A 26,470-nucleotide genomic window follows, 5' to 3' on the forward strand; every position below is an offset into this window, starting at 1 on the left:
TTAGGGATCACCCCGAACCCGGCGCGTCGGCCCCGAGCCGGATCCGCATACATCGCAAGGATGACATCGGGCATGCGTCTCGGGGTGGATCATCCCCGCCGGGACTCACACCTCGTGGGCGGCGAGCATCCGGCGTCGCGGGTCGTACTCGTCGCGCACGGCCGCGAGCCGGGCGACCACATCGGCATCGAACAGGTCGGATGCGGGCTTCGTGCGGTCCGAGAAGTTCGCGAACACGGTGGCAGCCGCCCACGGACGCACGGCATCCACGACCGCCGCGGTCGAGCGCTGACCGGCCGCGAACGCCTCCGGCGTCGGCGCCATCGCGACCGTGTACACCGCGAACCGCCCGCCGAGGCCGGGCAGCGCGCCGTCGTGGCCGCCGGCGAGGGCCCCGCCCAGCTGACGAAGCTCCACGATCATCGGGGCAGACTCGGCATCCGGTCCCGCGGCCCCCAGCAGGGCGTCGAGCCCGGCATCGTCCAGGTCGTCGAGCAGCGTGTGGTCGCTGACCGCGGGCGACGGCTGAGGCGGGTCCATGTGCACCTCGAGGAGACCCGCCGCGGGAATTCTGGCGAACGTGTCGAGCTCCGGCGCCAGGGCGCGCAGCGGTGCGAGCAGATCGGCGGCCTCCTCGTCGTCCGTGAGGATCGCACCGTCGACCACGATGAGGCGCCGGCCGCTGATGAACGGCGGCAGCTCCGGGATCGGCGGAAACCGCATCATGCGCAGACTCGTCGTGGCCGCGTCCGGCGCGGTCGCCGACCAGTCGTTCCACGCCCGCAGCACCTCCGGGGCGCGATCCAGATCCCACAGCAGCATGCCGGCGACGAGATCCGTGATCGGCAGCAGGTCCAGCTCGAGCGCGACGACGACCCCGAAGTTGCCGCCGCCTCCGCGCAGAGCCCAGAAGAGCTCCGGATGCTCGTCCGCGGTCGCGCGCACGAGGCGTCCCGACGCCGTCACCACCTCGAACGCTCGCGCTCCACCGGTCGCAAGGCCGTGCCGGCGGCCGTAGAACGACACACCGCCGCCGAGCACATACCCCGCGACGGCGACGTCTCCCGCGCTCCCGTGCACGGCGGTGAGCCCGTGCGGTGCGACCGCCTCGACGACCTCGCGCCACACCGTTCCGCCCACCACGCGCGCCGTGCGCGCCGCGACGTCGACGGTGACCCCGGTCAACTCGCTCAGACGGACCAGCAGCGTGTCGTCGCCGACCGCGGGGGCGATCGTGGATGCCGCGTGCCCGGTGCTCTGCGGCGCGATCCGCAGCCCGAGACGATCGGCCGCGGTGACCGCCGCGACGACGTCGTCCACCGAACGCGGCACGGCGACCGCCGCCGGCCGCAACGGGAACGCGAGGTTCCACGGCGTGCACGCCGCCTCGTACCCGGCGTCGCCGGGAAGCAGGATGCAGCCGACCTCGCGCAACGGCGACGGGTCGATCGTGAGTGCGGACATGAAGAACCTCCGAATCAGAACACGGGCGCCCCGACCGGGGCACGCAGAATTCAAGGAGCCCGGCAGCCGGCGCGTGATACCCCGAAGCCGTTCGGCCGCCGCAGATCGTCGCTCCGCAACGCAGTCTGTGGCACCCGCACCGGGCGCGCAAGGGGGCCGCGCGTGCCGGCGGGAGGTCAGGCCAAGCCGTGCTCGAACGCGAACACCACCAGCTGCACGCGGTCGCGAAGTGCGAGCTTGGTGAGGATCCGGCTGATGTGGGTCTTCACGGTCGCCTCCGACAGGTACTCCCGCGCCGCGATCTCGGCGTTCGACAGCCCGCGGGCGGCGAGCGCGAAGATCTCGCGCTCGCGCTCGGTGAGGTCCTGGAAGGATGCCGGCACGGGCTGCGTCTGCGCCGTCGACTGCGCGAAGAGCTCACGGGTCGCGGACGCCGCGATGACCGCAGAACCCGCGTGCACGGTGCGGATCGCAGCCAGCAGGAACTCGGGGTCGGCATCCTTCAGCAGAAAGCCCGACGCTCCCTGCCGGATCGCACGCGCGGCCGCTTCGTCGAGGTCGAACGTGGTGAGCATCACGATGCGCGGCCCCGGATCGCCCGGCGCGTCCTGCAGCAGCTCGGCCGTCGCGGCGAGACCGTCGAGCACCGGCATCCGGATGTCCATCAGCACGACATCCGGCCTGGCCCGGCGCACCACGTCGAGCCCGTCCCGGCCGTTGCCGGCCTCGCCCACCACCTCCAGGTCGGGCTGCGAATCGATGACCATGCGGATGCCCGCACGGAACAGCGCCTGGTCGTCGACGAGCACCACGCGGATCCGCGACGCCTCGTGCTCCTGCGACCCTGCTCGCGCGTCTGTCACCGTCCCCACCTCACTGAACGACCCCCGAGAGCGGGATGCGGGCCCGCACGACGAACTCGGTGCCCTCGGCACCGGCATCCAGCGTGCCACCAACCAGCTGCGCGCGCTCGCGCATGCCGATCAGGCCGTGCCCGCCCGGCTGCGGCGCCGCATCGGCCGCGAGCCGATTGCGCACCGTGACCGCCACGGCATCCGGCATCCAGGCCAGCGTCACGTCGGCGGCGCCGTGATCGCCGTGCCGGATCGCGTTCGTGAAGGCCTCCTGGAGAATCCGGTACACCGCCAACTGCACCGCCGCGCCCGGCTCCGAGCGCGGAGCCGGATCCACCGTCACCCGCAGCTCGAGGCCCGCCGCCCGCACCTGGGCAAACAGTCCCTCGAGGTCGGCGAGCGACGGCTGCGGCCCGTCGCTCTGAGAATGCCGCAGCTGTCCGAGCAGCAGCCGGACATCGGCCAGGGCCGCCCGGGCCGTGGACGAGATCGTCCCCAGCGCGGCCGTGGCGGCATCCGGGTCGGAGGCCGCCGCGTAGCGCGCGCCGTCCGCCTGGGCGATCACCACGGCGAGCGAGTGCGCGACGACGTCGTGCATGTCGCGGGCGATGCGCACCCGCTCCTGTTCGGTGGCCGCCTCCGCCTCGGCCTGCACCTGCGCGAGCCGGGATGCCCGGGAGCGCAGCACGGCGCGCACCATGGCTCCCGTCGTCCAGGCCAGGAGCAACGCGAACGAGGCGGCCATCCACGCGAATCCCGCGGTGACGAGCGCCCCCATCGATCCGAGATGGATCATCTCGATCAGGTTGCGCAGCTGCAGGTAGGCGGTCGCGACCAGCGCTCCCACGAGCGCCGAGGCGAACCCGAGCCAGAACACCACCCGCGTCCCGTACGCGGCCGTCGCGTACAGGACGCCGAAGATCGCGAGATCGTAGGCCTCCACCTGGAAGCCCGCCAGCATCTGCAGAACGGCGACCGTCCACGCGGCCATCAGCGCCACACCGGGCGAGAACCGGCGGATCACCAGCGCTCCGGAGATCAGGGCCGTCAGGGTCAACCCGACCAGCGCCTGGCCGGGCTGCCCGTTCACCACGCCCTGCACCACCGGCCAGCCCGCGAGCACGAAGAAGAGGACGCCGACGCACACGTCGAACGTCCACTGGCGGGTGGTCAGGGGGCGGAACACGCTCTCCACGCTACGGGAGCACCCGTCGGGCGGCATCCGTCGCGCGATGTATCCCGCGCGGGACCCCGCAGGCTACCGTGCGGGGACGATGGGACGATGCTCGTAGAACGTCTGCAGCACGACCGTCGTGCGGGTCGAGACGGATGCCGCCAGCCGGATGTCGCGGATCAGCCGCTCCAGCTCGCGCGGCGATGCGACGCGCACGAAGAGCATGTAGCTCGCCTGGCCCGCGATCGAATAGCAGCCCTCGATCTCGGCGAGGTGCTCGAGCAGTTCGGGGGCGTCGTCGGGCTGGTCCAGGCGCAGGGGCGTGATCTCGATGAACGCGGACAGCGGCTTGCCGACCGCTTCGGCGTCGAGGATGGGTCGGTACCCGGCGATGACGCCGCGGGTCTCGAGCCGGCGAAGCCGCGCCTGCACCGCCGACACCGACAGCCCGACCGTGTCGGACAACTGGGCCAGGGTCGCGCGGGCATCCTGCGAGATCGCCGCGACGATCGCGAGGTCGGTGGCGTCGAGATTCGCCGCGGGAGCCGGGGTCGCCAGAACATCGGTCATACCTGTAAGATTATCCGCATCACAGTCGATATGCCGGAATATTTCCGGCTGAACTCCAGGATCGGAGGTTTCCCCATGTCACTCACCTACGCCCATGAAGCAAAGGCCATCGTCGGAGAACCCGAGGTCCTCGAAGACGGCACGACCGCCGCCACCGCCGAGAAGTCGGCGGCGTGGATCGCGCTGAAGCAAGCCGCCACCGCCCTGCAGCCGCTGCAGATCAAGGACGGCTCCATCCCCGAGGCATCCGACCACGCCGCGGCCCGCGAACACGTCGACACGATCGTCGCGTCGATCCGCACGCTGGCGCCGCTGTTCCCGCACGACGCCGAGTACCTCCGGGCGCTCCCCGCCGACTTCGCCGCGTGGGTCGACGGCGGGTTCGGCGTGCCGGACTTCCTCGACTCGCTCGTCGCCTTCCAGCCTCAGCTTCACCGCGTCGACGGCATCCGTCACCTCGTCGTCTTCCCGATGTACACGCAGAACGGCTCGTCCGAGCGCCACGTCGAGGCCCTCATCGTCGAGACCATCTGGCCGGAGTTCATCGACCAGCTCGAGACGCAGTACACCAACAAGCTGTTCGTGAGCCTGCGCCTGGTCGACTTCACCCCCGGCTACGACACCAACTGCGCGGTGCTGTTCCCGGAAACGGTCGCGATGCGCGAGATCCCGGCGTTCACGTGGGGCGCGATCTTCCAGGACCGCGAGGCCGCCCGCTACCGCCGAGTCGTGCGTGCGGCATCCGACATCACCAAGCTCGACCTGCCGGCCGACGCCGCCGCGATGCTCGACGACCAGCAGCTCACCGAGCGCACGTTCGTGATGTGGGACATCATCCACGACCGCACCCACATGCGCGGCGACCTGCCCTTCGACCCGTTCATGATCAAGCAGCGGATGCCGTTCTTCCTGTACTCGCTCGAAGAGCTGCGCTGCGACCTGACCGCGTTCCGCGAGTGCGTGTCGATCCAGCGTTCGCTGCAGGCCCGGGTGGATGCCGGTGAGCAGCTGACCGAGACCGAGCAGCAGACGCTGCTCCACGCCGGGCTCGTGCAGTACGCGGTGATCTTCGACCGCATCTTCCGCTTCGCGATCACCGGCTCGCGCGTGCGCAACTACGACGGCCTGGGCGGACAGCTGCTGTTCGCGTGGCTGCATCAGCGCAACGTGCTGCACTGGACCGACACGGCGCTCGCGTTCGACTGGGACGACGTGCCGGCCGCGGTCGTCGCGCTCGGCGACGCGATCGACCACCTCTACTGGCAGTCGATCGACCGGCCGAAGACGGCGCACTGGCTCGCCGCCTACGACCTGGTGCGCTCGGTCGTCACCCCCAACCCGGCGTCCACCTGGAACCGCGGCCTGCCCGACGAGATCCTCGCCGGCGCCCCCAAGGGGTACACCGACCAGGTGATGGACGACGAGTTCCCGCTGTCGATGTTCTACGAGGCCCTGTCCAAGAAGATGGGCGACGTCATCGAGTCGACGTCGGGCATCACCGGACGAGATGCCTGACGAGAGCTCGCAGTCGCCCCGCGAGCGCAGCGAGACGAATCGCTCCGGTCGCACCGTGCTCCTCGCCGGTGCGACCAGCGACGCCGGCCGCGCCGTCGCGGGTGCCCTGATCGCGGCCGGTGCGCGCGTCGTCGCCACCGGCCGCGACGCCGCCCGCCTCGAGCCGCTCGCCGAACTCGGCGCCGAGCCCGAGGTGTGCGACGTGACCGACGAGCAGCAGGTCGCCGACCTCGCCGCCCGGCTGCGGGAGCGCGGCATCCGGTTCGACGGCGTCCTCCCGCTCGTGGGCGGCTGGCGCGGCGGCGGGGGCCTGGCCGGACAGACCGACGAGGACTACCGCGCACTGGAGGCATCCCTGACGGCCCTGCGCCACGTGAGCCGCGCCTTCGACGCCGACCTGCGCGCGTCGGATGCCGGCCGCCTCGCCATCGTCTCGTCGGTGAGCGTGGCCCGGCCCCTCGCCGGCGGCGCCAACTACGCCGCAGTCAAGGCGGGCGCCGAGGCGTGGACCCGGGCGGTCGCACAGGGCTTCGCGAAGGCCGCGCGGGATGCCGGCACCCCGCTGCGCGCCGCCGCGGTGATCTTCCGCGTGAAGGCGCTGGCCGACCACGAGGCCGCCCTGGCCTCCGCCGTGGCAGGCCTGTTCGCGCAGGATGCCGCGGAGCTGAACGACACGGTTCTCACCCTCCCCTGACCCGGGTGGGGACGTGGGCACCACCCGGGTCAGCCACCCGAACTAGATTGGATCCTCGTGACCTCCCTCCACGACACCGCTGTGCGCGGCTTCGCATCCGACAACTACTCCGGCGTGCACCCCGAGGTGCTCGCCGCGATCGCGGCGGCCAACGGCGGCCACCAGGTCGCGTACGGGGAGGATGCCTACACCGAGCGCCTGCAGCAGGTGTTCGCGGCGCACTTCGGCGATCCCGTCGAGGCGTTCCCGGTGTTCAACGGGACCGGCGCGAACGTCACCGCGATCCAGTCCCTGCTGCCCCGCTGGGGTGCGGTGGTCGCGGCCAAGACCGCGCACATCAACACCGACGAGGGCGGCGCACCGGAGCGGGTCGCGGGCATCAAGATCCTGCAGGTCGAGACCCCCGACGGAAAGCTCACCCCCGAGCTCATCGACCGCGAGGCGTGGGGCTGGGGCGACGAGCACCGCGCCCAGCCGCTGGCCGTCTCGATCACCCAGTCCACCGAGCTCGGCACCCTGTACACGCCGGCCGAACTGCGCGCGATCGCCGACCACGCCCATTCGCTCGGCATGCGGGTGCACCTCGACGGCGCCCGGCTCTCCAACGCCGCTGCCGCCCTCGACGTGCCGCTGCGCGCCTTCACGCGGGATGCCGGCATCGACATCCTCTCGGTCGGCGGCACGAAGAACGGCGCCCTCGGCGCCGAGGCGATCGTGGTGCTGGACCCCGCGGCATCCCACGGCCTGAAGTTCCTGCGCAAGCTCAACATGCAGCTGGCCTCGAAGATGCGGTTCGTGTCCGCTCAGCTGATCGCGCTGTACGAGGGCGACCTGTGGCTGCGCAACGCGTCGCACGCGAACGCGATGGCGCACCGCCTGCGCACCGGCATCGAGGCGGGACTCGCCGACGGCACCGTCCGCGGCGTCGGCTTCTCGCAGAAGACCGAGGTCAACGGCATCTTCGCAACCCTGCCCGACGGCGTCGCCGACCGCCTCCGCTCCAGCTTCCGGTTCTACGACTGGGATGCCGCCCGCAACGAGGTGCGCTGGATGTGCTCGTTCGACACGTCCGAGGACGACATCGACGCGTTCCTGGCCGCGATCGCCCGCGAGACCACCCGCTGACCACAAGCTCCCCCATCGAAACAGGGCCGCGCCGACGAGACCGAGTCGCCGCGGCCCTGTTTCGTCGCCGAAGCCATGTTTCGCCGGCCACCGAGACGAGCAGGATCCGAGAAGCATCCGGATCCGCGCGTTCCTAGAGTCGGAACAACACCGACGAAAGGAACGGCGAAATGGCTGAGAGCGGACTGTCCCTGCAGGAGCGCGAAGCGGTCAAGCAGCGCGCAAAGGAACTGCGGGCCCAGGAGAAGGCGGGCAAGGACCGCGAGGCGGGAACCCTCGCCGTGCGCGAGGCGATCGAAAAGCTGGAAGGTTCCGACCGCGAGACCGGCGAGGGCCTCTATCGGGTGGTGACGACCGTCGCCCCGCAGCTGATGCCCAAGACGTACTACGGGATGCCGGCCTTCGCGAACGACGCCGGCAAGGTCGTCGTGTTCCTGCGGCCGGCCGTGAAGTTCGGCGAGCGGTACGCGACGATCGGCTTCGAGGACCGCGCCGCGCTGGATGACGGCGAGCTGTGGCCGGTCGCCTACGCGGTGCCGCAGTGGACGTCGGCCGTCGAGGCGCGGTTCACCGACATCATCCGCACCGCTGCATCCTGACGCGGATTCCGTCGGCTACGGGTCCAGGCGCTCCGGCCGGAACCCGTAGCCGACGAGCCGTGCCACGAGCGGCTTCACCCGCGGCAGCACCGCCCGCAGGAACAACCGCTGACGGCGCGTCGGCGGGTTCGCGATGAGGTCGGACAGCGCCCCCGACGCGATGCGCGCGTGCACGGCCCGCTGCACGGCCTGCATCGCGCCGGTCGGCCGATCGCGTCGCCGTTGAACCGCCGCGCACGCGACATCCACCGCCCCGGCATCCACCACTCCGGCACCAACCGGGCCGGGCTCGGTCCGCCGCAGCGCGGGCGCCAGCAGCCGGGCGGCGGCCACGGCATCCTGCACCGCATAGTTGATCCCGACACCGAACACCGGCGACATCGCGTGGGCGGCATCCCCGATGCACAGGAGTCCCGGCGTCCACCACCGCGGCAGCCGATCGATCTGCACCGACAGCAGCTTGACGTCGTCGAGGCTCGCGATGTCGCCCACCACGTCAGCACACCGCGGCACCGCCCGCGCGATGCGCTGACGGAACGCCTCGATCCCGCCCGCCCGCACCGCGTCGAACGACCCCTTGGGGATGAGCAGCCCGCACTGCAGATAGCCTGGCCGCGGAATGGTCACGACGAGTCCCTCGGCGCCGATCCAGCCGAGCGTGTCGGGCATCGGGGCCGCAGGCCGCGGCATCCGGAACCAGGCGACGTCCGTCGGCACGCCGCGGGCCCGTGGGACGAGCCCGGCGGCTTCGCGCACCGTCGAGGCGCGGCCGTCGCACGCGACGACCAGGTCGGCCTCGACCACGGCGCCGTCGGTCAGCCGCACCCCGGTCACCCGGCCGTCACGGCGCACGACATCGGCCACTTCGGCCCCCATCTCGAGGCGGAACGCGGGCAGGGTGGATGCCTCGGCCGCCAGCAGCTCCAGCAGATCCCACTGCGGCATGAGCGTCACCAGGCGGTTCGGCGCGGGCAGCGTCGAGAAGTCGATGGCGTGGATCCGGATGCCGTTCACGACGACGTCCAGCCGCTGCAGCGGCACGTGGTCGATCGCCTCGAAGCGGGCCCGGAGTCCGAGCGCGTCGATGAGGTTCAGCGTCGACGGGTGCACGGTGTCGCCGCGGAAGTCGCGGAAGAAGTCCTCGTGCTTCTCGAGGACGGTGACCTCGATCCCGCTGCGGGCCAGCAGCAGTCCGAGCATGAGCCCGGCGGGCCCGCCGCCTGCGATGCAGACGGTGGTGCGCCGCACGGAGCCGGACACCTACCGCAGCGCCCCCACGCTGGCCAGGGCCATGCGCACGAGGGTGCCGCGGCCGCCCTCCATCTCGGCGGCGACCGTGTCGGATGCCGCCTCCTGCGGAGTCATCCAGGTGACCTCGAGGGCGTCCTGGCGCGGTTCGCAGGTGCCGGTGACCGGCACCACGAACGCCATCGACACCGCGTGCTGGCGGTCGTCGTGGAAGGCGCCGAGCCCCGGCATCGGGAAGTACTCGGCGACGGTGAACGGGTTCGGCTGCGGCGGCAGCAGCGGGAACGCCATCGGCCCGAGGTCGTTCTCCAGGTGCCGGAACAGCGCGTCGCGCAGCGGCTCCCCGTAGCGCACCCGGCCGGACACGATGGTGCGCGTGATCTCGCCGAGGACGGTGGCGCGCAGCAGCATCCCCACCTCGGTGACGACCCCCATGCCGTCCACCCGCACCGGCACGGCTTCGACGTACAGCATCGGCAGACGCCGCCGGGCCTCGGCGAGCTCGATGTCGCTCAGCCATCCCGGGTTCGACATGTTTCCCGGCGGCGGGCCGAAGGGCTCGTCGCCGGCGGGCTCGGGATCGGGGGTGCGGACCGGCATGCCCCCCATTCTGCCCCCGCGGCCGGTTTGCGCCCAGGACCCGCGGCGTTCGAAGTCGATTTGCGCTGAGCGCAAACTTCCTGTTCCGCATGCCGCGAAACGGGCATACTCTGCCGCACATGACCCCCTCCGCCGTCGCAACGAAGCGCATCGCCGAGCCGCCCACCGGAAGCTTCGACCGCGTCACCCACGTGCTGCTGGCGATGGCCCACATGGATGCCCCGCGCGTCACCGAGATCAGCGCGTTCACGGGCCTGCCGGCGAGCGCCGTCTACCGCTGCATCGCCTCGCTGGTGGATGCCGGACTCGTCGAAGAGGGTCCCAGTCACGGCCGGTACCACGCCGGCGCGGTGTCGATCTCGCTCGCCGAACGGTATCGCCGCAGCGTCCTCAGCACCGGGCACACCTCGCGCACGCTCGCCGAGCTGGCCTCCCACACCCAGGAGTTCGCCGCGCTGCTGATGCGCTCCGGCGACACCGTGGTGTGCGTGGACACCGCCGACGGGTCGCGGGTGCTGCGCTGCTCGTTCACCGTCGGCGAGGTGGTGCCGATGATCGCCGGGGCCAGCGCCAAGGCGGTGCTCGCGCACCTGCCCGCGGAGGAGGTCGCCGAGATCCTGGATCGCAACGGCGTGACCCCGGCCGAGGCCGAGCGGCTCGGCGCCAGCCTCGCCGGCATCCGCGAACGCGGATTCGCGGTGAGCGCGGACGAGGTCGACGAAGGCGTGTGGGGCGTGTCCGCTCCCGTGTTCAGCCACGGCGTCGTCGTCGGATCGGTGAGCACGATGGCTCCCGTGCTGCGGGCCGGCCAGCTCACCACGCGCGCGGTGCGCGCCACCGTCATGGCCGCGCAGGCCCTCACCCGGCTCGAACTGAGCCTGTGACCGGATCCCCGAAGGTTTCGACATGACCGCTCTCGATGGAACGAACCTCACGATCGACGAGGCGCTGCGCCTGGGCGCGCAGGAGCATCCGGCGATCGAGGTCGACGCCCGCGCCCGCGACCGGGTGGCGGCGTCCCACGCGCTGGCCACCGAGCTCGCCGGGCGACGCGCCGTCTACGGACGCACCACCGGCGTCGGCGCCAACCGCGACACGAGCGTCGCGCAGGACGTCGCCACCGACCTGCGGCTGCTGCACAGCCACGCCACCGGCTCCGGAGAGCTCCTGGACGACCGCACCGTACGCACGGCGCTGATCATCCGGCTGAATCAGCTGCTGCGCGGCGGCTCCGGCATCCACCCCGACGTGATCGCCGCGCTGCACGCGGCGATCGCCGAGAATCGGATGCCGCGGGTGCACGCGACCGGCGCGATCGGCACCGGAGACCTCAGCGCCCTGGCCGAGATCGCGCTGGCGCTGCTCGGCGACGAATCGCACGGGTCGCCGGCGTGGGACATCCATCCTGGCGATGCGCTGCCGTTCCTGTCGTCCAACGCGATGACCCTCGCGATGGCGTGCATCCAGATCGAGCGCCTGCGCCGGTGGCAGCGCTCGCAGGCGTCGGTCGCGGCCCTGTCGTTCCTCGCTGTGCGCGCCTCCCGCGAGTGCCTGCAGCCGGAGGTGCAGGCCGCGCGTGGTCAGGCCGGTCAGGAGGATGCCGCCGGAGCCGTGCGGGCCCTCCTCGCCGACGTCCCGGTGACGCCGCTCCGCGTGCAGGACTCCTACGGGTTCCGCGCGTACCCGCAGGTCGCCGGAGCCCTCGCGGCGGCCGGCGACGCCCTGGAGCGCGTCGTCGGCGCCGAGTTGGTCGCCGCCGCAGAGAACCCCCTCATCGACGCCGCGTCCGGGGATGCCTTCCACAACGGCAACTTCCACGGGCTGCCGGTCGCGCTGGCGACCGACCACGCCGGGCTCGCGCTCGCCTCGACCGGGCAGCTCTCGGTGGCGCGGCTGACCGAGCTCTCCAACCCCGAGATGACCGGTCTCGGCTCGTTCCTCGGCACCGGCGCCCCCGGCGCGAGCGGCGTCATGCTGCTCGAGTACAACCAGGCCGCCGCGCAGGCCGAGCTGCGCCACAGCGCCCAGCCCGCCTCCCTCGGATCCGTCGTGATCTCGCGCGGCGTGGAGAACCACTCGAGCTTCTCCACCCAGGCCGTCGGCAACCTGCGCCGGGGTCTGGATGCCGCCTTCGACGTGCTCGCCTGCGAACTGCTCGCGGCGCTGCGCGCCGTCGAGCTGCACGGCGACCGTCTCGACCCGCAGCGACCCCTCGGCGCGTTCGTCGCCGCCCTGGTCCCCCTCCTCGGCCACGACCACGCCGACCGTTCCCTGTCCGAGGACCTCGCCGCCGCGCGCGGATACCTCGACTCCCCCGCCTGACCCCCGGCCAGGCATCCGTCCCTCCCTCCCACCCGACCCACCGGCTTCCCGGCCCGAACCTTCCGACGACGCAAAGGATCGACATGAACATCGCCACCACCGACGAGGCCCAGGAGCCCGTCCCCGAAGGAATGGTCGCCCTCGACCAGATCCCCTTCGGGCGCTTCCACTTCAAGGTCACCGTGATGACCTTTGGGGCGAACTTCTCCGACGGCTACGCGCTCGGCATCATCGGCAGCGCCCTGCCGATGATCACCACGCAGTGGGGCCTGAACGGCTTCTGGCAGGGGATGCTGGCGAGCTCCGCCCTCATCGGCCTGTTCTTCGGCTCGCTGATCCTCGGCCGGGTGAGCGACCGCATCGGCCGGCAGCGCGTCTACGTGCTCAACTTCGTGCTGATCGCGGCGGCATCCCTCGCCCAGTTCTGGGCGCCCAACGTCGAGATCCTGTTCGTGCTGCGCCTGCTCATCGGCTTCGGGCTCGGCGCCGACTACGCGGTCGGCCCGACGCTGCTGAGCGAGTTCGCGCCGCGCAAGTCCCGCGGCCTCATGCTGGCGTCGCTGACCGTGCTGTGGACGGTCGGCTACGTGATCGCCAACATCATCGGCGCATACGTGAACGTCGGACCGGACACCTGGCGGTGGCTGCTGGCATCCGGCTTCATCCCGGCCCTGTTCGTGCTGATCGTGCGCATCGGATCGCCCGAGTCGCCGGGCTGGCTCATCAGCAAGGGGCGCGGCGAGGAGGCCAAGCACATCGCCGCGAAGTACCTGAACACCGGCAACGTCTACATCCCCGCCGCCCACCTGGAGGAGAAGAGCAGCTACGCCGAGCTGTTCAGCCCCGAGCTGCGCAAGAGCACGTGGTTCGGCATCCTCTTCTACAGCTTCCAAGTGCTGCCGTACTTCGCGATCTACACGTTCGTGTACACGATCCTCGAGGCGATGAAGGTGCACGACGCGAACCTGCAGAACCTGGTGATCAACCTGTTCCTGCTCGCCGGTGGCATCGCCGGTCTGTGGGCGATCCAGAAGTTCCCGCGCCGCGGCTTCACGTTCTGGACGTTCGTGATCATGGCGGTGATGCTGGTGCTGCTCGGCATCCTCTCCGGCGCATCGGCGTGGCTGATGCTGATCCCGTTCGTCATCTACTCGTTCGTGATGTCGGGCGCCTCGAACATCACCCAGGTGTACCCGCCGGAGCTGTTCCCGACCCACCTGCGCGGCAGCGGCGTCGGCCTCCTGAACGCCACCAGCCGCATCGCCTCGGCGATCGGCACGTTCTTCCTGCCGATCAGCCTGGAGAAGTGGGGCGTGTCGGTATCGATGTACTGGCTCGCCGGCGTCCTCGCCCTCGGCGCCCTGGTGACGTGGGCCTGGGCCCCTGCCACAGAGTCCAAGAAGCTGGTCTGAGCCGGGTCCCCGCGTCCCCCGTGCCGCCGGTCAGGCGGCGCGGGGGACGCTGTCCAGCAGCAGCCGGGTGTACTCGTGCCGGGGGTCCAGGAGCAGCTGCTCCGTGGGTCCCTGCTCCACGATCTCGCCGCGGCGCATCACGACGGTCTCGTCGCACACTCGCCGCACGACCCCGAGGTCGTGGCTGATGAACATCACGGTGAGACCGCGCTCGCGGCGCACGGATGCCACCATGTCGAGCACCTGGGCCTGCACCGAGACGTCCAGCGCGCTGGTGGCCTCGTCCATCACGAGCACGTCCGGCTCGATCGCGATGGCCCGGGCGATCGCGACCCGCTGCCGCTGACCGCCCGACAGCGTCTTCGGACGCGCCTGCGCATGCGTCTCGCCGAGCCCGACGGCCTCCAGCAGGTCCCGCACGCGCTTCTTGGCGTCGGCGGTGCTCAGCGACGTGTGCAGGTGCAGGACGTCCTCGATCGCGCGGCCGGCCGGGATGCGGGGATCCAGCGACAGGTACGGATCCTGGAACACCATCTGCACCGACTTCGCCCGCGCCAGCCGTTCGTCGCGGCCGCGCGGGGCGCGCGTGCGCTCGGCGCCGGCGATGCGGATGCCGCCGGCATCCGCCTCCTCGAGACCGACCACCATGCGCGCGAGCGTCGACTTGCCCGAACCGGACTCGCCGACCACCCCGAGCGATCCGCCGCGCGGGATCTGCAGCGAGGCGTCCCGCACCGCCTGCACCGGCGGCTTGCCGCGGCGCAGGTAGGTCTTGGAGACGCCGGAGACTTCGAGGGCGAGCGCGGTGGGGGCGGTCGACCCGGGGTCCTGCCCTTCGCTCCCCACGCCTCCTCCGGCCGTCGCTGACGCGACGCCCGGAGCCTCGCGGCGCGGGGCCCCAAGCTCAGGGCGCAGCGATGCCGGCGCCGGCGGGACGTCCACCGTGGGGGTCGCGGCGACGAGACGCTGCGTGTACGGCTGGGCCGGCGCGAAGAACACCTGCCGCGCGTCGCCCTGCTCGACGATGTTCCCGCCCTGCATCACGTACACGCGGTCGCAGATGGAGGCCGCGAGGTTCAGGTCGTGGGTGATGAACAGCATCCCCATTCCCCGCTCGGCGCGCTGCGTGGCCAGCACCTGGATGATCTCCGCCTGGGTCGTGACATCCAGCGCGGTCGTCGGCTCGTCGCAGATGAGCAGCTTCGGCGACGAGGTGAGCGCCCCCGCGATCATGACGCGCTGCAGCATCCCGCCGGAGAACTCGTGCGGGAACTGCTTCAGGTGCGCCTCCGGGTCGGGCAGCTGCACGGCGCGCAGCAGCTCGATCGCGCGGGCACGGGCCTCGGCCGGCGACTTGCGCTCCACGAGCTGCAGCGTCTCGGTCATGTGGTCGCCGATGGTGCGCATCGGGTTGATGCCGGCCCGGGGATCCTGGAAGATCATCGCCGCGGTGTTGCGGCGGACGTCGAGGATGCGGGCCTCGCTCGCCCCGACGACCTCCTTGCCGTCGACCGTCACCGATCCGCCGAAGGTCGCGGACTCGGGCCACAGGGCCAGGGCCATCCGCGCGGTCAGCGACTTGCCCGACCCGGATTCCCCGACCAGTCCCACCGTCTCGCCGGCATCCACGTGCAGCGTGATGCCGTGCAGCAGCTCGGTGCCGTTCGGCAGGGTCAGCGTGAGATCACGCACATTCAGGAGCGGGTTCATGCCGGCACCTCTCCGCCGATCCGGTCGGACATCTCTTCACCGATGACGTTCACCGACACGACGGCGAGCACCACCGCGACGGCGGGGACGATCGCCGGCAGGAACGCGCCCGACACGATGCCCGCCTGGGCCTCGTTGATCATGGCGCCCCAGTCGGGGGTGGGCGGCTGGACGCCGAGCCCGAGGAACGACAGGCCGGCGAGTTCGGCGAGCACGTATCCGAAGTTGAGGGTGGACTGCGCACCCACCACGGGGGTGATGTTGGGCATCACGCGGCGCAGCGCGATCCACGGACCGCCGAACCCCTGCACCCGGTACGCCGAGACGTAGGGGCGGGTGCGCTCCGCCTGCACCAGCGCTCGGGTGAGCCGGGCGACGTAGGGGGTGTACGCGATGCACATCGCGATCACCGGCGCCACCAGCCCCTTGCCGAACAGGGCGACGGCGATGATGGCGATCAGCAGCGACGGGAACGCGAACAGCACGTCGAAGGCGCGGCCGAGCACGCTGTCGAGCCAGCCGCCCTTCCAGCCGGCGGCCAGGCCCAGCAGCATGCCGAGGACCGTCGAGCCGATGACGACCAGCAGCGGGCCGAGGAGGGCGGTGCGACCGCCCCACATGGTGCGGCTCAGCGTGTCGCGGCCGAGGTTGTCGGTGCCGAGCCAGTGCTGCGGCGACGGGCCGGCGTTGATGGCCGCGTAGTCGATCTGGTCGGGCGGATACGGCGCCAGCCAGGGTGCGAAGACGGCCGCGATGACGAGCACCGCGAGGACCGCCACGGCGATCCAGAACGTGGTGCTGGCCACGGGCATGCGGGGTGCGCGCAGAACGCGCAGCGCGGTGGTGGGTGAGGTCGTCATCGGGCTGACGCTCCTGCCGCGGATCGGGGGTCGATGAGGGGTTCGAGGATGTCGATGATCGCGTTGACCACGAGGAACGCGGTCACCACGAGCAGCACGATCGCCTGCACGACGGGGAAGTCGAGTCGGTCCACGGACTGCACGAGCAGGTTTCCGATGCCGGAGATGCCGAACGCGGTCTCCACGATCGACGTCGCCACCAGCAGACCCGCGATGAGCGGGCCGCCGACGGTGACGATGGGACGCAGCGCGTTGCGGAACACGTGCCGGCGCACCACCGCGCCGCGGCTGAGTCCGCGGGAGCGCGCCACCTCGACGTGCTCCCGGCCGTACTGCTCCACCATCGCCGACCGGGTCACCTTGCCGACGATCACGACGAAGACGATCGTCAGCGCGAGGGCGGGCAGGGTCAGGTGGTAGATCATGTCGAAGAAGCCCTGACCGGTCCCGAAGCTCGGGAACCAGCCGAGTTCGACCGCGAAGATCGCGATGAGCACGATCGAGCCGACGAACGACGGGATCGCCGACAGGATCGTCAGCGCGATGAGCGTGACGCGGTCGGCGGGCTTGCCGCGCTTGCTCGCGGCGAGGATGCCGGCCAGCAGGCCCAGCACGACGATCAGCACCGCGGCCATCGCCACGAGCATCACGGTGGTCGGCATCCGGCTCGCGATGACGGTGGACACCGGCTGGCGGTACTGCAGGGACCAGCCGAAGTCGCCGTGCAGCATCCCCGTCACCCAGTTCACGTACTGCTGCCACGGGGGCAGGTTCAGCCCGTACTGCTCGGTGATCGCCTTGATGGCGTCCGGGTTGGGGCGGCGCCCGCGCAGCAGGAACCGCACCGGGTCGCCGGGCACCAGGAACCGGCAGAAGAAGACGAGCAGGGTCACGATCCACAGCGTCAGCAGCAGGCTGCCGAGCTTGCCGGCCAGGCGCCGGAGGAAGGCGGACGTGCGCCCTCCTCCGGCGACCGGCAGCGTCACCGCGGTGACGGTGTCAGCGCTTGCCAATTGTCGCCGCCCACGGGTAGTAGAGGAACGCGACCGACGGCGAGGCGCCGGTGATCTTCTTGCCCAGGAACATCGTCATGGGGCCGGCGGCCAGCGGCAGCCAGGGCAGTTGCTCGTTGGTGATCTTCTGCGCCTGGGCCGACAGCACCGCGCGGGCCTCGGGGTCCTGGGTCTTGATGGCCTGGTTCACGATCTTGTCGTACGTCGGGTCGGACCAGTCGGCGTAGTTCGAGAACTGGCCGGTCTGCAGGATCGCGTACATCTCGAGCGGATCGGGGCTGGAGAGGTACCAGTTCGTGTAGAAGAGGTCGATTCCCTTGCGCGCGGTCGGGTCGCTGAACAGCGCCGAGTACTGCGCGGGCGTCACGGTGACGATCTTGGCCTTCATGCCGATCGACTGCAGCGCCGCCGCGGTGCCCTGCGACACGATGTTGAAGTCGTTGCCGATGGGGGCGGTCGCGATGGTCACGGTCTTGCCCTCGGCTCCGGCCTCCTTGACCAGCTGCTTGGCCTTGTCGAGGTTCAGCGGGTAGGTCTTCAGGTCGGCGAAGGCGCGCTTGGTCGTCTCGGCCGAGGCTCCCGACCACACCGACTCGGTGGTGAGCGCGTTGGAGACCTGTCCGACGCCGCCGGTCGCGGCCTTGGTCATGCCCTGCCGGTCGAGGGCGGCCATGATCGCCTGGCGCACCTTCAGGTCTCCCAGCGCCCCCTTGAGGTTGGAGATGATGAGGCTGTTGACCGCCGTGTTCAGCCCGAAGTACAGGTTGCCCGCGCTCGTGTTCTGCAGCTGCGAGATCGCCTCGGTCGGAACCATGAACGAGCCGTCCACCGCGCCCGACTTGAGGGCGTTGACGCGGGCGGTGGCATCCTGCAGGAAGACGAACTTGAACGTCTTGTTCTTCGCCATCAGGTCTTTGTCCCAGTAGGCGTCGTCGCGCGACAGCTGGATCGACTGGCCGGAGGTCCAGCTGTCGATCTTGTAGGGCCCGGTGCAGTCGACCAGCCCGGTCGAGTTGCCGTAGTTCTTGCCGGCCTTCTTCAGGTAGGCGGCCGACTCGACCACGCCGGGGGCGCTGCCCATCATCAGGTTGAACTGCGAGTCCGGCTGGCTCTCGGTGACCGTCACCTGGGAGGGGCCGGTCTGCGTGATCGACGTCACGAACTTGTACACGTCCGCCCACGACGACCCGACGGCGGGGTCCATGTGGCGCTTCATGGATGCCACGACATCCGCCGCCGTCATCGGGGTGCCGTCATGGAACTTCACGCCCTGGCGGAGGTTGTACACCCAGACGTTGGGCTTCGGGTGCTCGAACGAGGTGGCAAGGCTCGGGGAGAGCGTCCAGTCGGGGTTGAGGCGCAGCAGCGACTCGCACACGTTCGCGAGCACCTGGTTGTCCGGGTAGTCGAACGCGTACGCGTAGTCGAGCGACAGGGGCTCGGCGTAGACGGCCCAGGTGACGCTGTCGATGTCGCCGGACGGGGCTGCGGTGTTCGCGGTGATCTTGACCGCGTCGGGCGTCGCCGACGTGTTCGGGCTGCTCGACGACGAGCATCCGGCCAGGGCGAGGGCGGCGACGAGCGTGCCCGCGACCCCGGCGGCGATGCGCCCGCGGGCCTTTCGGAAGGGGGAGGTCATCTTCGGCTCCAGTTCGGTGGTTCGGGTCGGGTTCAGCGCTCGGCTGCCGCGCCGACGAGCTCGGGACGGACGTAGACGGGTTCGCCGTCGATCCAGGTGGACTGCACGGTGGCGGTGTGGATGTCGCCGGGTGCGAGCTCGAACGGATTCGGCGAGATCACGGCGAGGTTCGCGAGGTACCCGGGGCGGATGCGGCCGGTGTCGTGGTCGCGGTGGTTGATGCGCGCGGTGCCGGACGTGTACGACGCGAACACGGTGGCCAGGTCGAGCTTCTGCCCCTCCCCGCCCAGCGGCTCGCGGTCGGACCCGGGGACCGCCCGGTTCACGGCGATGTGGATCGCGGCGATCGGGTCGGCCGACGAGACCGGCCAGTCGCTGCCGGAGCACAGGCGCACGCCGGCGCGCACGAAGTCGCCGAACGGGTACTGCCGCATCACGGCGCCGTCCTTCATGAACGGCAGGCTGAGCTCGTCGAGCTGATCCTCGTGGGTCGCCCACAGCGACTGCAGGTTCGCGGTGGCGTCCAGCTCGGCGAAGCGCGCCACGTCGGCGAGGTCGACGATCTGCAGGTGCGCGAGGTGGTGGCGGCCGTCCGTGGGGCCGTTGGCCGCGCGCGCCGCTTCGAGGGCGTCGAGCGCTTCGCGCACGGCACGGTCGCCGAGGGCGTGGAAGTGCACCTGCTGCCCCGCGGCATCCAGCGCGGTCACGTACTGCTTGAGCGCCTCGGGGTCGATGAAGCTCAGTCCCGCGTTGTCGGTGACGTGCCCGTGTCCGTCGCGGTAGGGGTCGAGCATCGCGGCGGTCTGGTTCTCGGCGACGCCGTCGACCATGATCTTCGTGGTGCCGAGGGTCAGCTTTTCGGCACCGCGGGCGGCGACCTTCTCCCGGCGGGCGACCATGGCGTCCACCTGCTCGATGCCGCCGGAGCGCTCCCACCACTGCGCCCCGACGACGTGCACCTTCAGGGCGCCCTCGTCGAGGGCGCGCAGGTAGGCGTCCAGCGCGTCGGCCATGCCCGCGCCGGTGCCGATCATGGCGTCCTGCCAGCCGGTGATGCCGAGCTTGAGCATCTCGTCCTGCGCGCGCAGCAGACCCTGGTAGACGAGGTCAGCGTCGGGGGCGGGGCGGTGGGCGGCGAACAATTCGCCGGCGCCCTCGTGGAACGTGCCCGTCGGGTTGCCGTCGGCGTCGCGCACGATGACCCCGTCCTCGGGGTCGGGGGTGGAGGCGTCGATGCCGGCGGCGCGGATCGCCGCGGTGTTCGCCCACAGGCTGTGGTGGTCGCGGCTCATCACCGTGACCGGTCGGTCGGGCACGACCGCGTCGATGAGGGATGCCAGCGGGTTGCCGCCCGGATAGTGGTCCATCGACCAGCCGCCGCCCGAGATCCACTCGACCTCGGGGTTGGCCGCGGCGTACGCGGAGATGCGGCCGACGGCGTCCGCGGCATCCTCGCTCGCGCTGAGGTCGCACTGCAGAAGCTCCACTCCCCCGGATGTCGGGTGGATGTGCGCGTCCTGGAAGCCGGGGCTGAGAAGAGCGCCGTCGAGGTCGACGATCCGCGTCTCCGCGCCGCGGTACAGGTCGATCTCGGATGCCGAGATGAGCGCCGTGATGCGATCGCCGGTGACGGCCACCGCGTAGCCGGAGATCGGTTCGCCGGAGCCGGTGAAGATCGCCCCACCGGTGAAGATGACGTCTGCCGTTGCCATGTGTCCCACTTCGTCGTGTCGATTCGGTTGCGATGCGACTGTACGGGTCCGACGCCGCCGCTGTCAACAGTGTTGACATTGGTGTTGTCCGAACCGTTACAGTGAGGGAGCGCCACCCGGCGTGGGAGCATGGACGAGGAGGTGCGCATGGCCGTCAAGTCAGCTGTCCGGACGAAGGTGAAACTCGATCCGGAGCGGATCATCGCGGCCGGACTCGAACTCGCAGGGCGCCCGGGCGTCAGCGCCATCTCGGTGCGCGAGCTCGGCACGATGCTGGGCGCCGATCCGACCGCGATCTACCGGCACTTCCGCAGCAAGGACGACCTCATGCGGGCACTGCTGGACCACATCGAGGCGGCATCCGTCGCCGAAGTGGATGCCACCGCGTGGGACGACCGCCTGCGGCAGCTCACCTCGCGCACCCTCGCGTGGGCGGCCCGCTATCCGGCGATCGCCGCCGAGGCGATCGTGCTCACGACGCACGGTCCGGGCGAGCTGGCCACGATCGAGCTGATGCTGGATGCCTTCCGCGAAGCCGGCCTGTCCGACGAGGAGATCGTGCGCCACTACGCGCTGCTGGCATCCCACAGCCTCTCCGGCGCCGCCGGCATGGCCCGCGCCCGGGCGGAATCCGGCGGCGACGAGGACGTCGCCCAGGGCGCCTGGCTCGACGAGCCGCTCATCGTCGATCCCCGCAAGTACCCGATGATCGCGCGCTACGGCGCGGGCCTGGCCGACCTGCGCGACCTCGACCTCCTGATGCGCGGGGTCGAGATGATCATCGAGTCCGCCAAGCGCTCCGCCGCCTCCCGCACCGACGGCCCCTGAGCGCGCGTCCCACCCTCGGTCCCTGAGCGCCCTTCGTCTGCGGCGCTGGCGCGCCTTCGCTCAGGAACCGCGCAGCGAGACGAAGGGACACCCTGAGCAGGATGTCGGATGCTCCTGCGATCATGGAGCGCATGAGCGATCCCGACGTGCCCGACCTCGACCCCGGAGCGGTGCTGTGGTCCGCGCCGCCCGCCGAGCGCGCGGGGCGTCCGCTGCTGGTGCTGCTGCACGGCTACGGTGCCGACGAGCACGACCTGTACGGGCTGGTGCCGTCCCTGCCCGACGGGCTCGTCGTGGCATCCGTCCGCGCTCCCCTGACTCCGCCGTGGCCGGCCCCGGGCGCCGCCTGGTATCCGATCGACGACCTCTCCACGCGGGATCCCGCCCGCGTCACCGATGCCGCCGAGGCGTTCCTCGCCTGGCTGGACACCACCGGCCACGACGCACCGGTGGGCCTCCTCGGCTTCTCGCAGGGCGGCGCCGTGGCGCTGCAGTCCCTGCGACTGCGGCCCGACGGATTCGCGTTCGCCGTGCTGCTCGCCGGGTACGCGGCCCCCGGCGACCTGCCCCGCGACGCCGAGCTCGCCGAGCTCCGGCCGCCCGTGTTCTGGGGCCGCGGCGCCCGCGACGAGGTGATCCCGGCATCCCTCGTCGCCCACACCACCGAGTGGCTTCCTGCCCACGCGGAGCTGTCCGGTCGCGTGTACGCCGGACTCACCCACAGCGTCTCGCAGGCCGAGCTCGACGACGTCGCGACCTTCCTCGCGAAGCGCCTCGACGCGCTCACCCCCGCGCCCGACCCGGCCACCTGACCCGGGCCCCTGCGCTTCGACAGGCTCAGCGCGCACAACCGGCGCGCAAGACCGGGTTCCGCGCCCTGAGCCTGTCGAAGGGCACACCCACCCGAAGCACAGGGTGATCCGCTACCCTGAACGAGTCCCTGTCCCGAGTGTGAGGAACGACCTGTGACGAAGATCGCCGCGTCCGCGCTGTAATCCGCGCCGTCCCGTCGATCTGCGACGTGTCCGCGCATCCATCCGCGCCGACCGTCGATCCCGTCGCCTCCCGCTCCAGGGCCTCCGCCCGGCAGCGCTCTGCGCGGCCTTCGGTGTTCGGTGCATCCCGAACACTCCGGAGGCCTCCATGTCACTGTCCCTCACCAAATCGTCCGTCGTCCTCGACGACGTCGCCTTCACCTGGCCCGACGGCTCGCCCGCCCTGGCCGGCGTGTCCGGCGTCTTCGGCGCCGGCCGCACCGGGCTCGTCGGCCGCAACGGGTCCGGCAAGTCGACCCTGCTGCGCCTCATCGCCGGCGAGCTGACGCCGGCATCCGGCTCGGTCACCACCACCGGCGAGGTCGCATACCTCCCGCAGCACCTCACCCTGGCGACCGACACCCCGGTCGCGGCCCTGCTCGGCGTCGCGCCGGTGCTGGATGCCGTCCGCGCCGTCGAGCGGGGCGACGTCGACCCGGTGCACTTCGACACGATCGGCGACGACTGGGACGTCGAGGCCCGCGCGGTGGCCGCCCTCGCCGAGGCGGGGCTGCCGGACGGCGCCCTCGACCGCCGCGTGGGCGAGTTGTCCGGCGGCGAGGCCGTGCTCGCGGCCGTCGCCGGCATCCGGCTCCGGGGCGCCGCGGTGACCCTGCTGGACGAACCGACGAACAACCTCGACCGGAACGCCCGCGCGCGCCTGGCCGATCTCGTCCGTTCGTGGCGGGGCGCCCTCATCGTGGTCAGCCACGACGTCGCGCTGCTGGAGCTCATGGACGACACCGCCGAGCTCTACGGCGGCACGGTCTCGGTGTTCGGCGGCCCGTACTCCCAGTGGCGCGCGTGGCTGGATGCCGAGCAGGATGCCGCGGTGCGCGCCGAGTCGGATGCCCGCAAGGACTTCCGCCGCGAGAAGCGTCAGCGCATCGAGGCCGAGTCCAAGCTGGCGAGCCGGGCGTCGATGGCACGCAAGGCCGAGGCGGAGAAGCGCGTGCCGAAGATCGTGGCGCACGGGCGCCGGATGGCGGCCGAGGTCTCCGCCGGGCGGCTGCGTGTGGAGGTCGGTGAGAAGGAGGCATCCGCCCGCGCCGCGCTGGATGCCGCCGAACGCCGCGTGCGGGACGACGACAGCATGCACATCGACCTGCCCGACCCGGACGTCGCCGCCGGACGCCGCATCGCGACCCTCTCGGACGGCGAGCACGCCTGGGTCGTCCAGGGTCCGGAGCGAGTCGCGCTGATCGGCGCGAACGGCACCGGCAAGACCACGCTGCTGGAGCACCTGGTGAACCCCCCGGTCGCTGAGCGAGGAGCGCAGCGACGAGACGAAGCGCCCGGGCCGTCCGCCCACGCGCACACCGACCGGATCGGCTACCTGCCGCAGCGGGTGGACGGGCTGGACGAGGATGCCACGGTGCTCGAGAACCTGCAGGCCGCCGCCGAGCACACCCCGACCCGGGAGCTGCGCAATCGCGCGGCGCGGTTCCTGCTGCGCGGGGACACCGTGCTGCGGCCGGTGGCGACGCTGTCCGGCGGCGAGCGCTTCCGGGTGGCCCTGGCGCGCCTGCTGCTCGCCGACCCGCCGCCCCAGCTGCTGGTGCTCGACGAGCCGACGAACAACCTCGATCTGGACACCGTGTCGCAGCTCGTCGACGCCCTGTCGGCGTATCGGGGTGCGGTGCTCGTGGTCAGTCACGACGACGCGTTCCTTGCGCGGCTCGGCATCGACCTGACCCTCGAGCTCGACCGGGACGGGAGGCTGTCCGCATCGTAGATGCGCCCGGCTCGGCCCCCCGCCGCACCCTTCAACCGACGACGATTGCGCGCCGCCGACGCCGATCTTGTCGGTTGAGCAGCCCGCCCCCTCGTTCAACCGACAAGAATCGTGCGCCCCGGCCGCACATCTTGTTGGTTGAACCGGGCGCCTGCTAGCGCAGCGAGCCGGGGGCGAGGCCGAGTTCGTGCTCCAGGGCGTGGCAGACGAGGCGCCCGCGCTCGGTCGCGGCACCGAACTTCACCAGGGCGTGGGAGTTGATGCCGTCGATCATGCCGAGGTACTGCCACGCCACCGACGCCGGATCATCCGTGCGGAACTCGCCCGCGGCGACGCCCCGCTCGATGAGCGCGACGACGAACACCTGCCACTCATCCATGAGGTCGCGCACGGCCGCTTCGAGGGCTTCGTTGCGTCGGCCGAGCACGAAGACCTCCGCCCACAGCGCGGTCACGTCGTCGCGGCCGGTGTCCAGCAGCGCCCGCGTCAGCACCCGCAGCGCGTCGGTCGCCGTCGCCTCCGCGTCGGTCACGGTGCGCATCTCGGCCAGTTCGTCCTCGGCGATGGTGCGGAAGGTCGCCGCGACGAGGGCCTCCATGTTCGGCTCGTAGTGCACCACCAGGGTCCGCGCCACCCCGACCCGTTCGGCGACGGAGCGCAGCGTCACCGCGGCGAGCCCGTCGCTGCGGGCGATCTCGCGGGCGGCGGCGCGCAGCTCCTCGCCGCGCTCGGCCGGCGACTTGCGGACGGCCCGCGGCCGGGCGGACGACGACGCGCTCATGGCGCAGGCTGCTCCAGCACCGGCGGGGCCGCCGCGTCCGGGACCGCGGGCGTCGCCTCCGGCGCGGGGTCGACGAGACGGGGCGACAGCAGCACGAATCCACCGTAGACGACGGCCGTCACGATCCCCGAGCCGAGGGCGCTCGGGTCGACACCGCCGAAGACGCCCGCGAGAGGCCCCCGGTAGAGGGTGGTGTCGACGCTCAGCACCCCGAACACCGAGCCGACGAACCAGGCGACCACGGCCGGCACGTTCCATCCGCCGCGGAACCAGTAGCGTCCGCCGTGGCGACCCTGGGCGAACGCCTGCAGATCGTGCGGGTCGTAGGATCGCGCCCGCAGCGCGCCGATCAGGATGACGACGACCCACGGGGCCGTGATGCCGTTGAGGATGACCGTCGCCGCCGTGATGGAGTCGAGCGCGTCGAACACGAAGACGCCCACGTACAGCAGCGCGACCGAGGCCGCCGCGGCGAGCGCGGTCGTGTGCACACGGCGCAGCCGCGGGAAGAAGGTCTCCAGGTCGAGGCCCGTGGCGTAGATGTTCAGCACGCCCTGCCCGAACCCGCCCGCGATCGAGACGATGAGCACGAGCACCACGAACCACAGCGGGGATGCCCCGACGAGATCCCCCATGAAGTCGCCCGTCGAGTGCCGCACCGCGACCCCGACGAAGGCACCCAGGACGGCGGGCAGCAGCATCCCGATCATGAGCCCCGCGAACAGCGCCGCACGCACCCGCCGGGCGGAGTGCCGACGCAGGGAGATCCGCCGGGTGTAGTCGCCGACGACGGGTGCGTACGAGAGCGGACCGGCCATCGCCAGCACCGCGGCGAGCACGAAGGTCTGCGCGTATCCGCCGAGCGCGGGATGCGCGGCCGCCCTCGTCGGGTCGAACCCGGCGGAGAACGCGAGGAACCCGAGGACGAGGGCGGTCCCGGCGATCGGGACGACGAACTTCTGCATCGCGACGATCGTGGCGTGGCCGAACAGGGCGACCACCACGATGACCGCCGACACGATCGCGTAGGCGACCGCGTGGACGGCCGGAGCGTTCGGAAGGCCGACGAGGCGATGGCCGGTCGCGACGAGGGCGTCACCGCTGGTCCACACGGTGAGCGCGGCGAACACGATGGCGATGACCAGCGACAGCCCGGAGCCGATGAGCCGTCCGCGGATGCCGAAGAACGCACCGCTGGACACCGTCATGTTGGTGCCGGTCCGGGGCGAGATCGTCGCGAGCGGCAGCAGCACGACCGCTCCCAGCAGCGTGCCGACCACGGTGGCCAGCACCGCTCCCCGGAAGTCGAGGCCGAGCTGCACGGCCACCCAGCCGTACACCGCGACCGTCCATCCGAGGTTGCTGCCGAGGAAGACGGCGAACAGGTTGCCGGGCGACGAGTCCCGCTCGTTCTCGGGCAGGTAGTCGACGCCCGCCTCCTCGACGTGTCCGACTCTGTCGCTGCGGGATGTCGCCATCGTTTCACTCCTTCGGGATGGTGGGTCGGCAACATCCTGTGTTATATTGACCTCGAAGTCAATAACTTTCCCGGATCGCCACGGCGGCGATCCCGGCATCCCG

At 71.3% G+C, this 26,470-nt stretch carries 23 protein-coding genes; 10 read left to right on the forward strand and 13 right to left on the reverse strand.

All coding sequences use genetic code 11. The features are described from left to right. Window positions 1–105: 105 nt before the first annotated feature. The 4 genes from LK09_RS02770 to LK09_RS02785 all read right to left on the reverse strand — a co-directional run bounded on the left by LK09_RS02770 (window position 106) and on the right by LK09_RS02785 (window position 4,062). Complete coding sequence (locus LK09_RS02770) at window positions 106–1,464, reverse strand: FAD-binding oxidoreductase (protein WP_039395523.1); 1,359 nt, start codon at window positions 1,462–1,464, stop codon at window positions 106–108. A gap of 176 nt (window positions 1,465–1,640) precedes the next feature. Next, window positions 1,641–2,327 (reverse strand): response regulator, encoded by a 687-nt coding sequence (locus tag LK09_RS02775; RefSeq protein WP_052226357.1) that lies wholly within the window; start codon window positions 2,325–2,327, stop codon window positions 1,641–1,643. A gap of 10 nt (window positions 2,328–2,337) precedes the next feature. Further along, window positions 2,338–3,504, reverse strand: coding sequence for a sensor histidine kinase (locus tag LK09_RS02780; RefSeq protein WP_039395810.1), 1,167 nt, complete (start codon window positions 3,502–3,504; stop codon window positions 2,338–2,340). A gap of 72 nt (window positions 3,505–3,576) precedes the next feature. Then, entirely contained in the window at window positions 3,577–4,062 is a 486-nt protein-coding gene (locus LK09_RS02785; RefSeq protein ID WP_052226339.1) for an Lrp/AsnC family transcriptional regulator, read from the reverse strand. A 75-nt stretch (window positions 4,063–4,137) separates the two neighbouring features. On the opposite strand from LK09_RS02785, the gene LK09_RS02790 reads away from it, so the two are divergent. The 4 genes from LK09_RS02790 to LK09_RS02805 all read left to right on the forward strand — a co-directional run bounded on the left by LK09_RS02790 (window position 4,138) and on the right by LK09_RS02805 (window position 7,995). Continuing rightward, the gene (locus LK09_RS02790; protein ID WP_039395526.1) at window positions 4,138–5,577 is read left to right on the forward strand and encodes a DUF6421 family protein; all 1,440 of its coding nucleotides are present in this window, start codon (window positions 4,138–4,140) and stop codon (window positions 5,575–5,577) included. Then, the gene (locus LK09_RS02795) at window positions 5,570–6,271 is read left to right on the forward strand and encodes an SDR family NAD(P)-dependent oxidoreductase (RefSeq protein ID WP_052226340.1); all 702 of its coding nucleotides are present in this window, start codon (window positions 5,570–5,572) and stop codon (window positions 6,269–6,271) included. Before LK09_RS02790 ends, LK09_RS02795 begins: the two co-directional genes overlap by 8 nt. 57 nt (window positions 6,272–6,328) lie before the next feature. Beyond that, on the forward strand, window positions 6,329–7,396 hold the full coding sequence (locus LK09_RS02800) for a threonine aldolase family protein (RefSeq protein WP_039395531.1): 1,068 nt from the start codon (window positions 6,329–6,331) through the stop codon (window positions 7,394–7,396). 170 nt (window positions 7,397–7,566) lie between these two features. Beyond that, window positions 7,567–7,995 carry a hypothetical protein gene (locus LK09_RS02805; RefSeq protein ID WP_039395534.1) on the forward strand — a complete coding sequence of 143 codons (429 nt, stop codon included), beginning with the start codon at window positions 7,567–7,569 and terminating at the stop codon, window positions 7,993–7,995. 15 nt (window positions 7,996–8,010) lie between these two features. Here the strand turns inward: LK09_RS02805 and LK09_RS02810 are convergent, their stop codons facing one another. Further along, window positions 8,011–9,243: an FAD-dependent oxidoreductase gene (locus LK09_RS02810; protein WP_231562934.1), complete on the reverse strand. Its 1,233-nt coding sequence runs from the start codon at window positions 9,241–9,243 to the stop codon at window positions 8,011–8,013. Window positions 9,244–9,255: 12 nt separating this feature from the next. Then, window positions 9,256–9,843 (reverse strand): NUDIX hydrolase family protein, encoded by a 588-nt coding sequence (locus LK09_RS02815; protein WP_039395540.1) that lies wholly within the window; start codon window positions 9,841–9,843, stop codon window positions 9,256–9,258. 119 nt (window positions 9,844–9,962) lie between these two features. Between LK09_RS02815 and LK09_RS02820 the strand changes: the two genes are divergently transcribed. The 3 genes from LK09_RS02820 to LK09_RS02830 all read left to right on the forward strand — a co-directional run bounded on the left by LK09_RS02820 (window position 9,963) and on the right by LK09_RS02830 (window position 13,577). Further along, entirely contained in the window at window positions 9,963–10,727 is a 765-nt protein-coding gene (locus tag LK09_RS02820; protein ID WP_052226341.1) for an IclR family transcriptional regulator, read from the forward strand. A gap of 22 nt (window positions 10,728–10,749) precedes the next feature. Continuing rightward, window positions 10,750–12,165 (forward strand): aromatic amino acid ammonia-lyase, encoded by a 1,416-nt coding sequence (locus LK09_RS02825; RefSeq protein WP_052226342.1) that lies wholly within the window; start codon window positions 10,750–10,752, stop codon window positions 12,163–12,165. An 83-nt stretch (window positions 12,166–12,248) separates the two neighbouring features. Further along, window positions 12,249–13,577 carry an MFS transporter gene (locus tag LK09_RS02830; protein WP_039395544.1) on the forward strand — a complete coding sequence of 443 codons (1,329 nt, stop codon included), beginning with the start codon at window positions 12,249–12,251 and terminating at the stop codon, window positions 13,575–13,577. 30 nt (window positions 13,578–13,607) lie between these two features. Here the strand turns inward: LK09_RS02830 and LK09_RS02835 are convergent, their stop codons facing one another. Genes LK09_RS02835 through LK09_RS02855 form a run of 5 tightly spaced genes read right to left on the reverse strand, consistent with a single transcriptional unit; the run spans window position 13,608 to window position 20,511 of the window. Continuing rightward, a complete protein-coding gene (locus tag LK09_RS02835) occupies window positions 13,608–15,287 on the reverse strand; it encodes a dipeptide ABC transporter ATP-binding protein (RefSeq protein ID WP_039395547.1) in 1,680 nt (559 codons plus the stop codon). Continuing rightward, window positions 15,284–16,147: an ABC transporter permease gene (locus LK09_RS02840; protein WP_052226343.1), complete on the reverse strand. Its 864-nt coding sequence runs from the start codon at window positions 16,145–16,147 to the stop codon at window positions 15,284–15,286. The genes LK09_RS02835 and LK09_RS02840 overlap by 4 nt, the downstream gene beginning before the upstream one ends. Further along, window positions 16,144–17,160 carry an ABC transporter permease gene (locus tag LK09_RS02845; RefSeq protein WP_082008009.1) on the reverse strand — a complete coding sequence of 339 codons (1,017 nt, stop codon included), beginning with the start codon at window positions 17,158–17,160 and terminating at the stop codon, window positions 16,144–16,146. The genes LK09_RS02840 and LK09_RS02845 overlap by 4 nt, the downstream gene beginning before the upstream one ends. Next, window positions 17,147–18,799, reverse strand: coding sequence for an ABC transporter substrate-binding protein (locus LK09_RS02850; RefSeq protein ID WP_039395550.1), 1,653 nt, complete (start codon window positions 18,797–18,799; stop codon window positions 17,147–17,149). The genes LK09_RS02845 and LK09_RS02850 overlap by 14 nt, the downstream gene beginning before the upstream one ends. A gap of 32 nt (window positions 18,800–18,831) precedes the next feature. Next, window positions 18,832–20,511: an amidohydrolase gene (locus LK09_RS02855; protein ID WP_039395553.1), complete on the reverse strand. Its 1,680-nt coding sequence runs from the start codon at window positions 20,509–20,511 to the stop codon at window positions 18,832–18,834. 147 nt (window positions 20,512–20,658) lie between these two features. On the opposite strand from LK09_RS02855, the gene LK09_RS02860 reads away from it, so the two are divergent. From LK09_RS02860 to LK09_RS02870, 3 genes are all read left to right on the forward strand, one after another. Then, window positions 20,659–21,339 carry a TetR/AcrR family transcriptional regulator gene (locus LK09_RS02860; RefSeq protein WP_039395822.1) on the forward strand — a complete coding sequence of 227 codons (681 nt, stop codon included), beginning with the start codon at window positions 20,659–20,661 and terminating at the stop codon, window positions 21,337–21,339. Between the two features lie 131 nt (window positions 21,340–21,470). After that, a complete protein-coding gene (locus LK09_RS02865; RefSeq protein ID WP_039395824.1) occupies window positions 21,471–22,151 on the forward strand; it encodes an alpha/beta hydrolase in 681 nt (226 codons plus the stop codon). Between the two features lie 331 nt (window positions 22,152–22,482). Next, window positions 22,483–24,108 carry an ABC-F family ATP-binding cassette domain-containing protein gene (locus tag LK09_RS02870; RefSeq protein WP_039395556.1) on the forward strand — a complete coding sequence of 542 codons (1,626 nt, stop codon included), beginning with the start codon at window positions 22,483–22,485 and terminating at the stop codon, window positions 24,106–24,108. 154 nt (window positions 24,109–24,262) lie between these two features. Here the strand turns inward: LK09_RS02870 and LK09_RS02875 are convergent, their stop codons facing one another. Together LK09_RS02875 and LK09_RS02880 are read right to left on the reverse strand one after the other, a co-directional pair. Beyond that, entirely contained in the window at window positions 24,263–24,889 is a 627-nt protein-coding gene (locus tag LK09_RS02875) for a TetR/AcrR family transcriptional regulator (RefSeq protein WP_039395559.1), read from the reverse strand. After that, window positions 24,886–26,367: a purine-cytosine permease family protein gene (locus tag LK09_RS02880; protein WP_052226344.1), complete on the reverse strand. Its 1,482-nt coding sequence runs from the start codon at window positions 26,365–26,367 to the stop codon at window positions 24,886–24,888. Before LK09_RS02880 ends, LK09_RS02875 begins: the two co-directional genes overlap by 4 nt. Window positions 26,368–26,470 lie beyond the last annotated feature (103 nt).

The sequence above is a fragment of the Microbacterium mangrovi genome, assembly GCF_000802305.1.
Taxonomy (GTDB): domain Bacteria; phylum Actinomycetota; class Actinomycetes; order Actinomycetales; family Microbacteriaceae; genus Microbacterium; species Microbacterium mangrovi.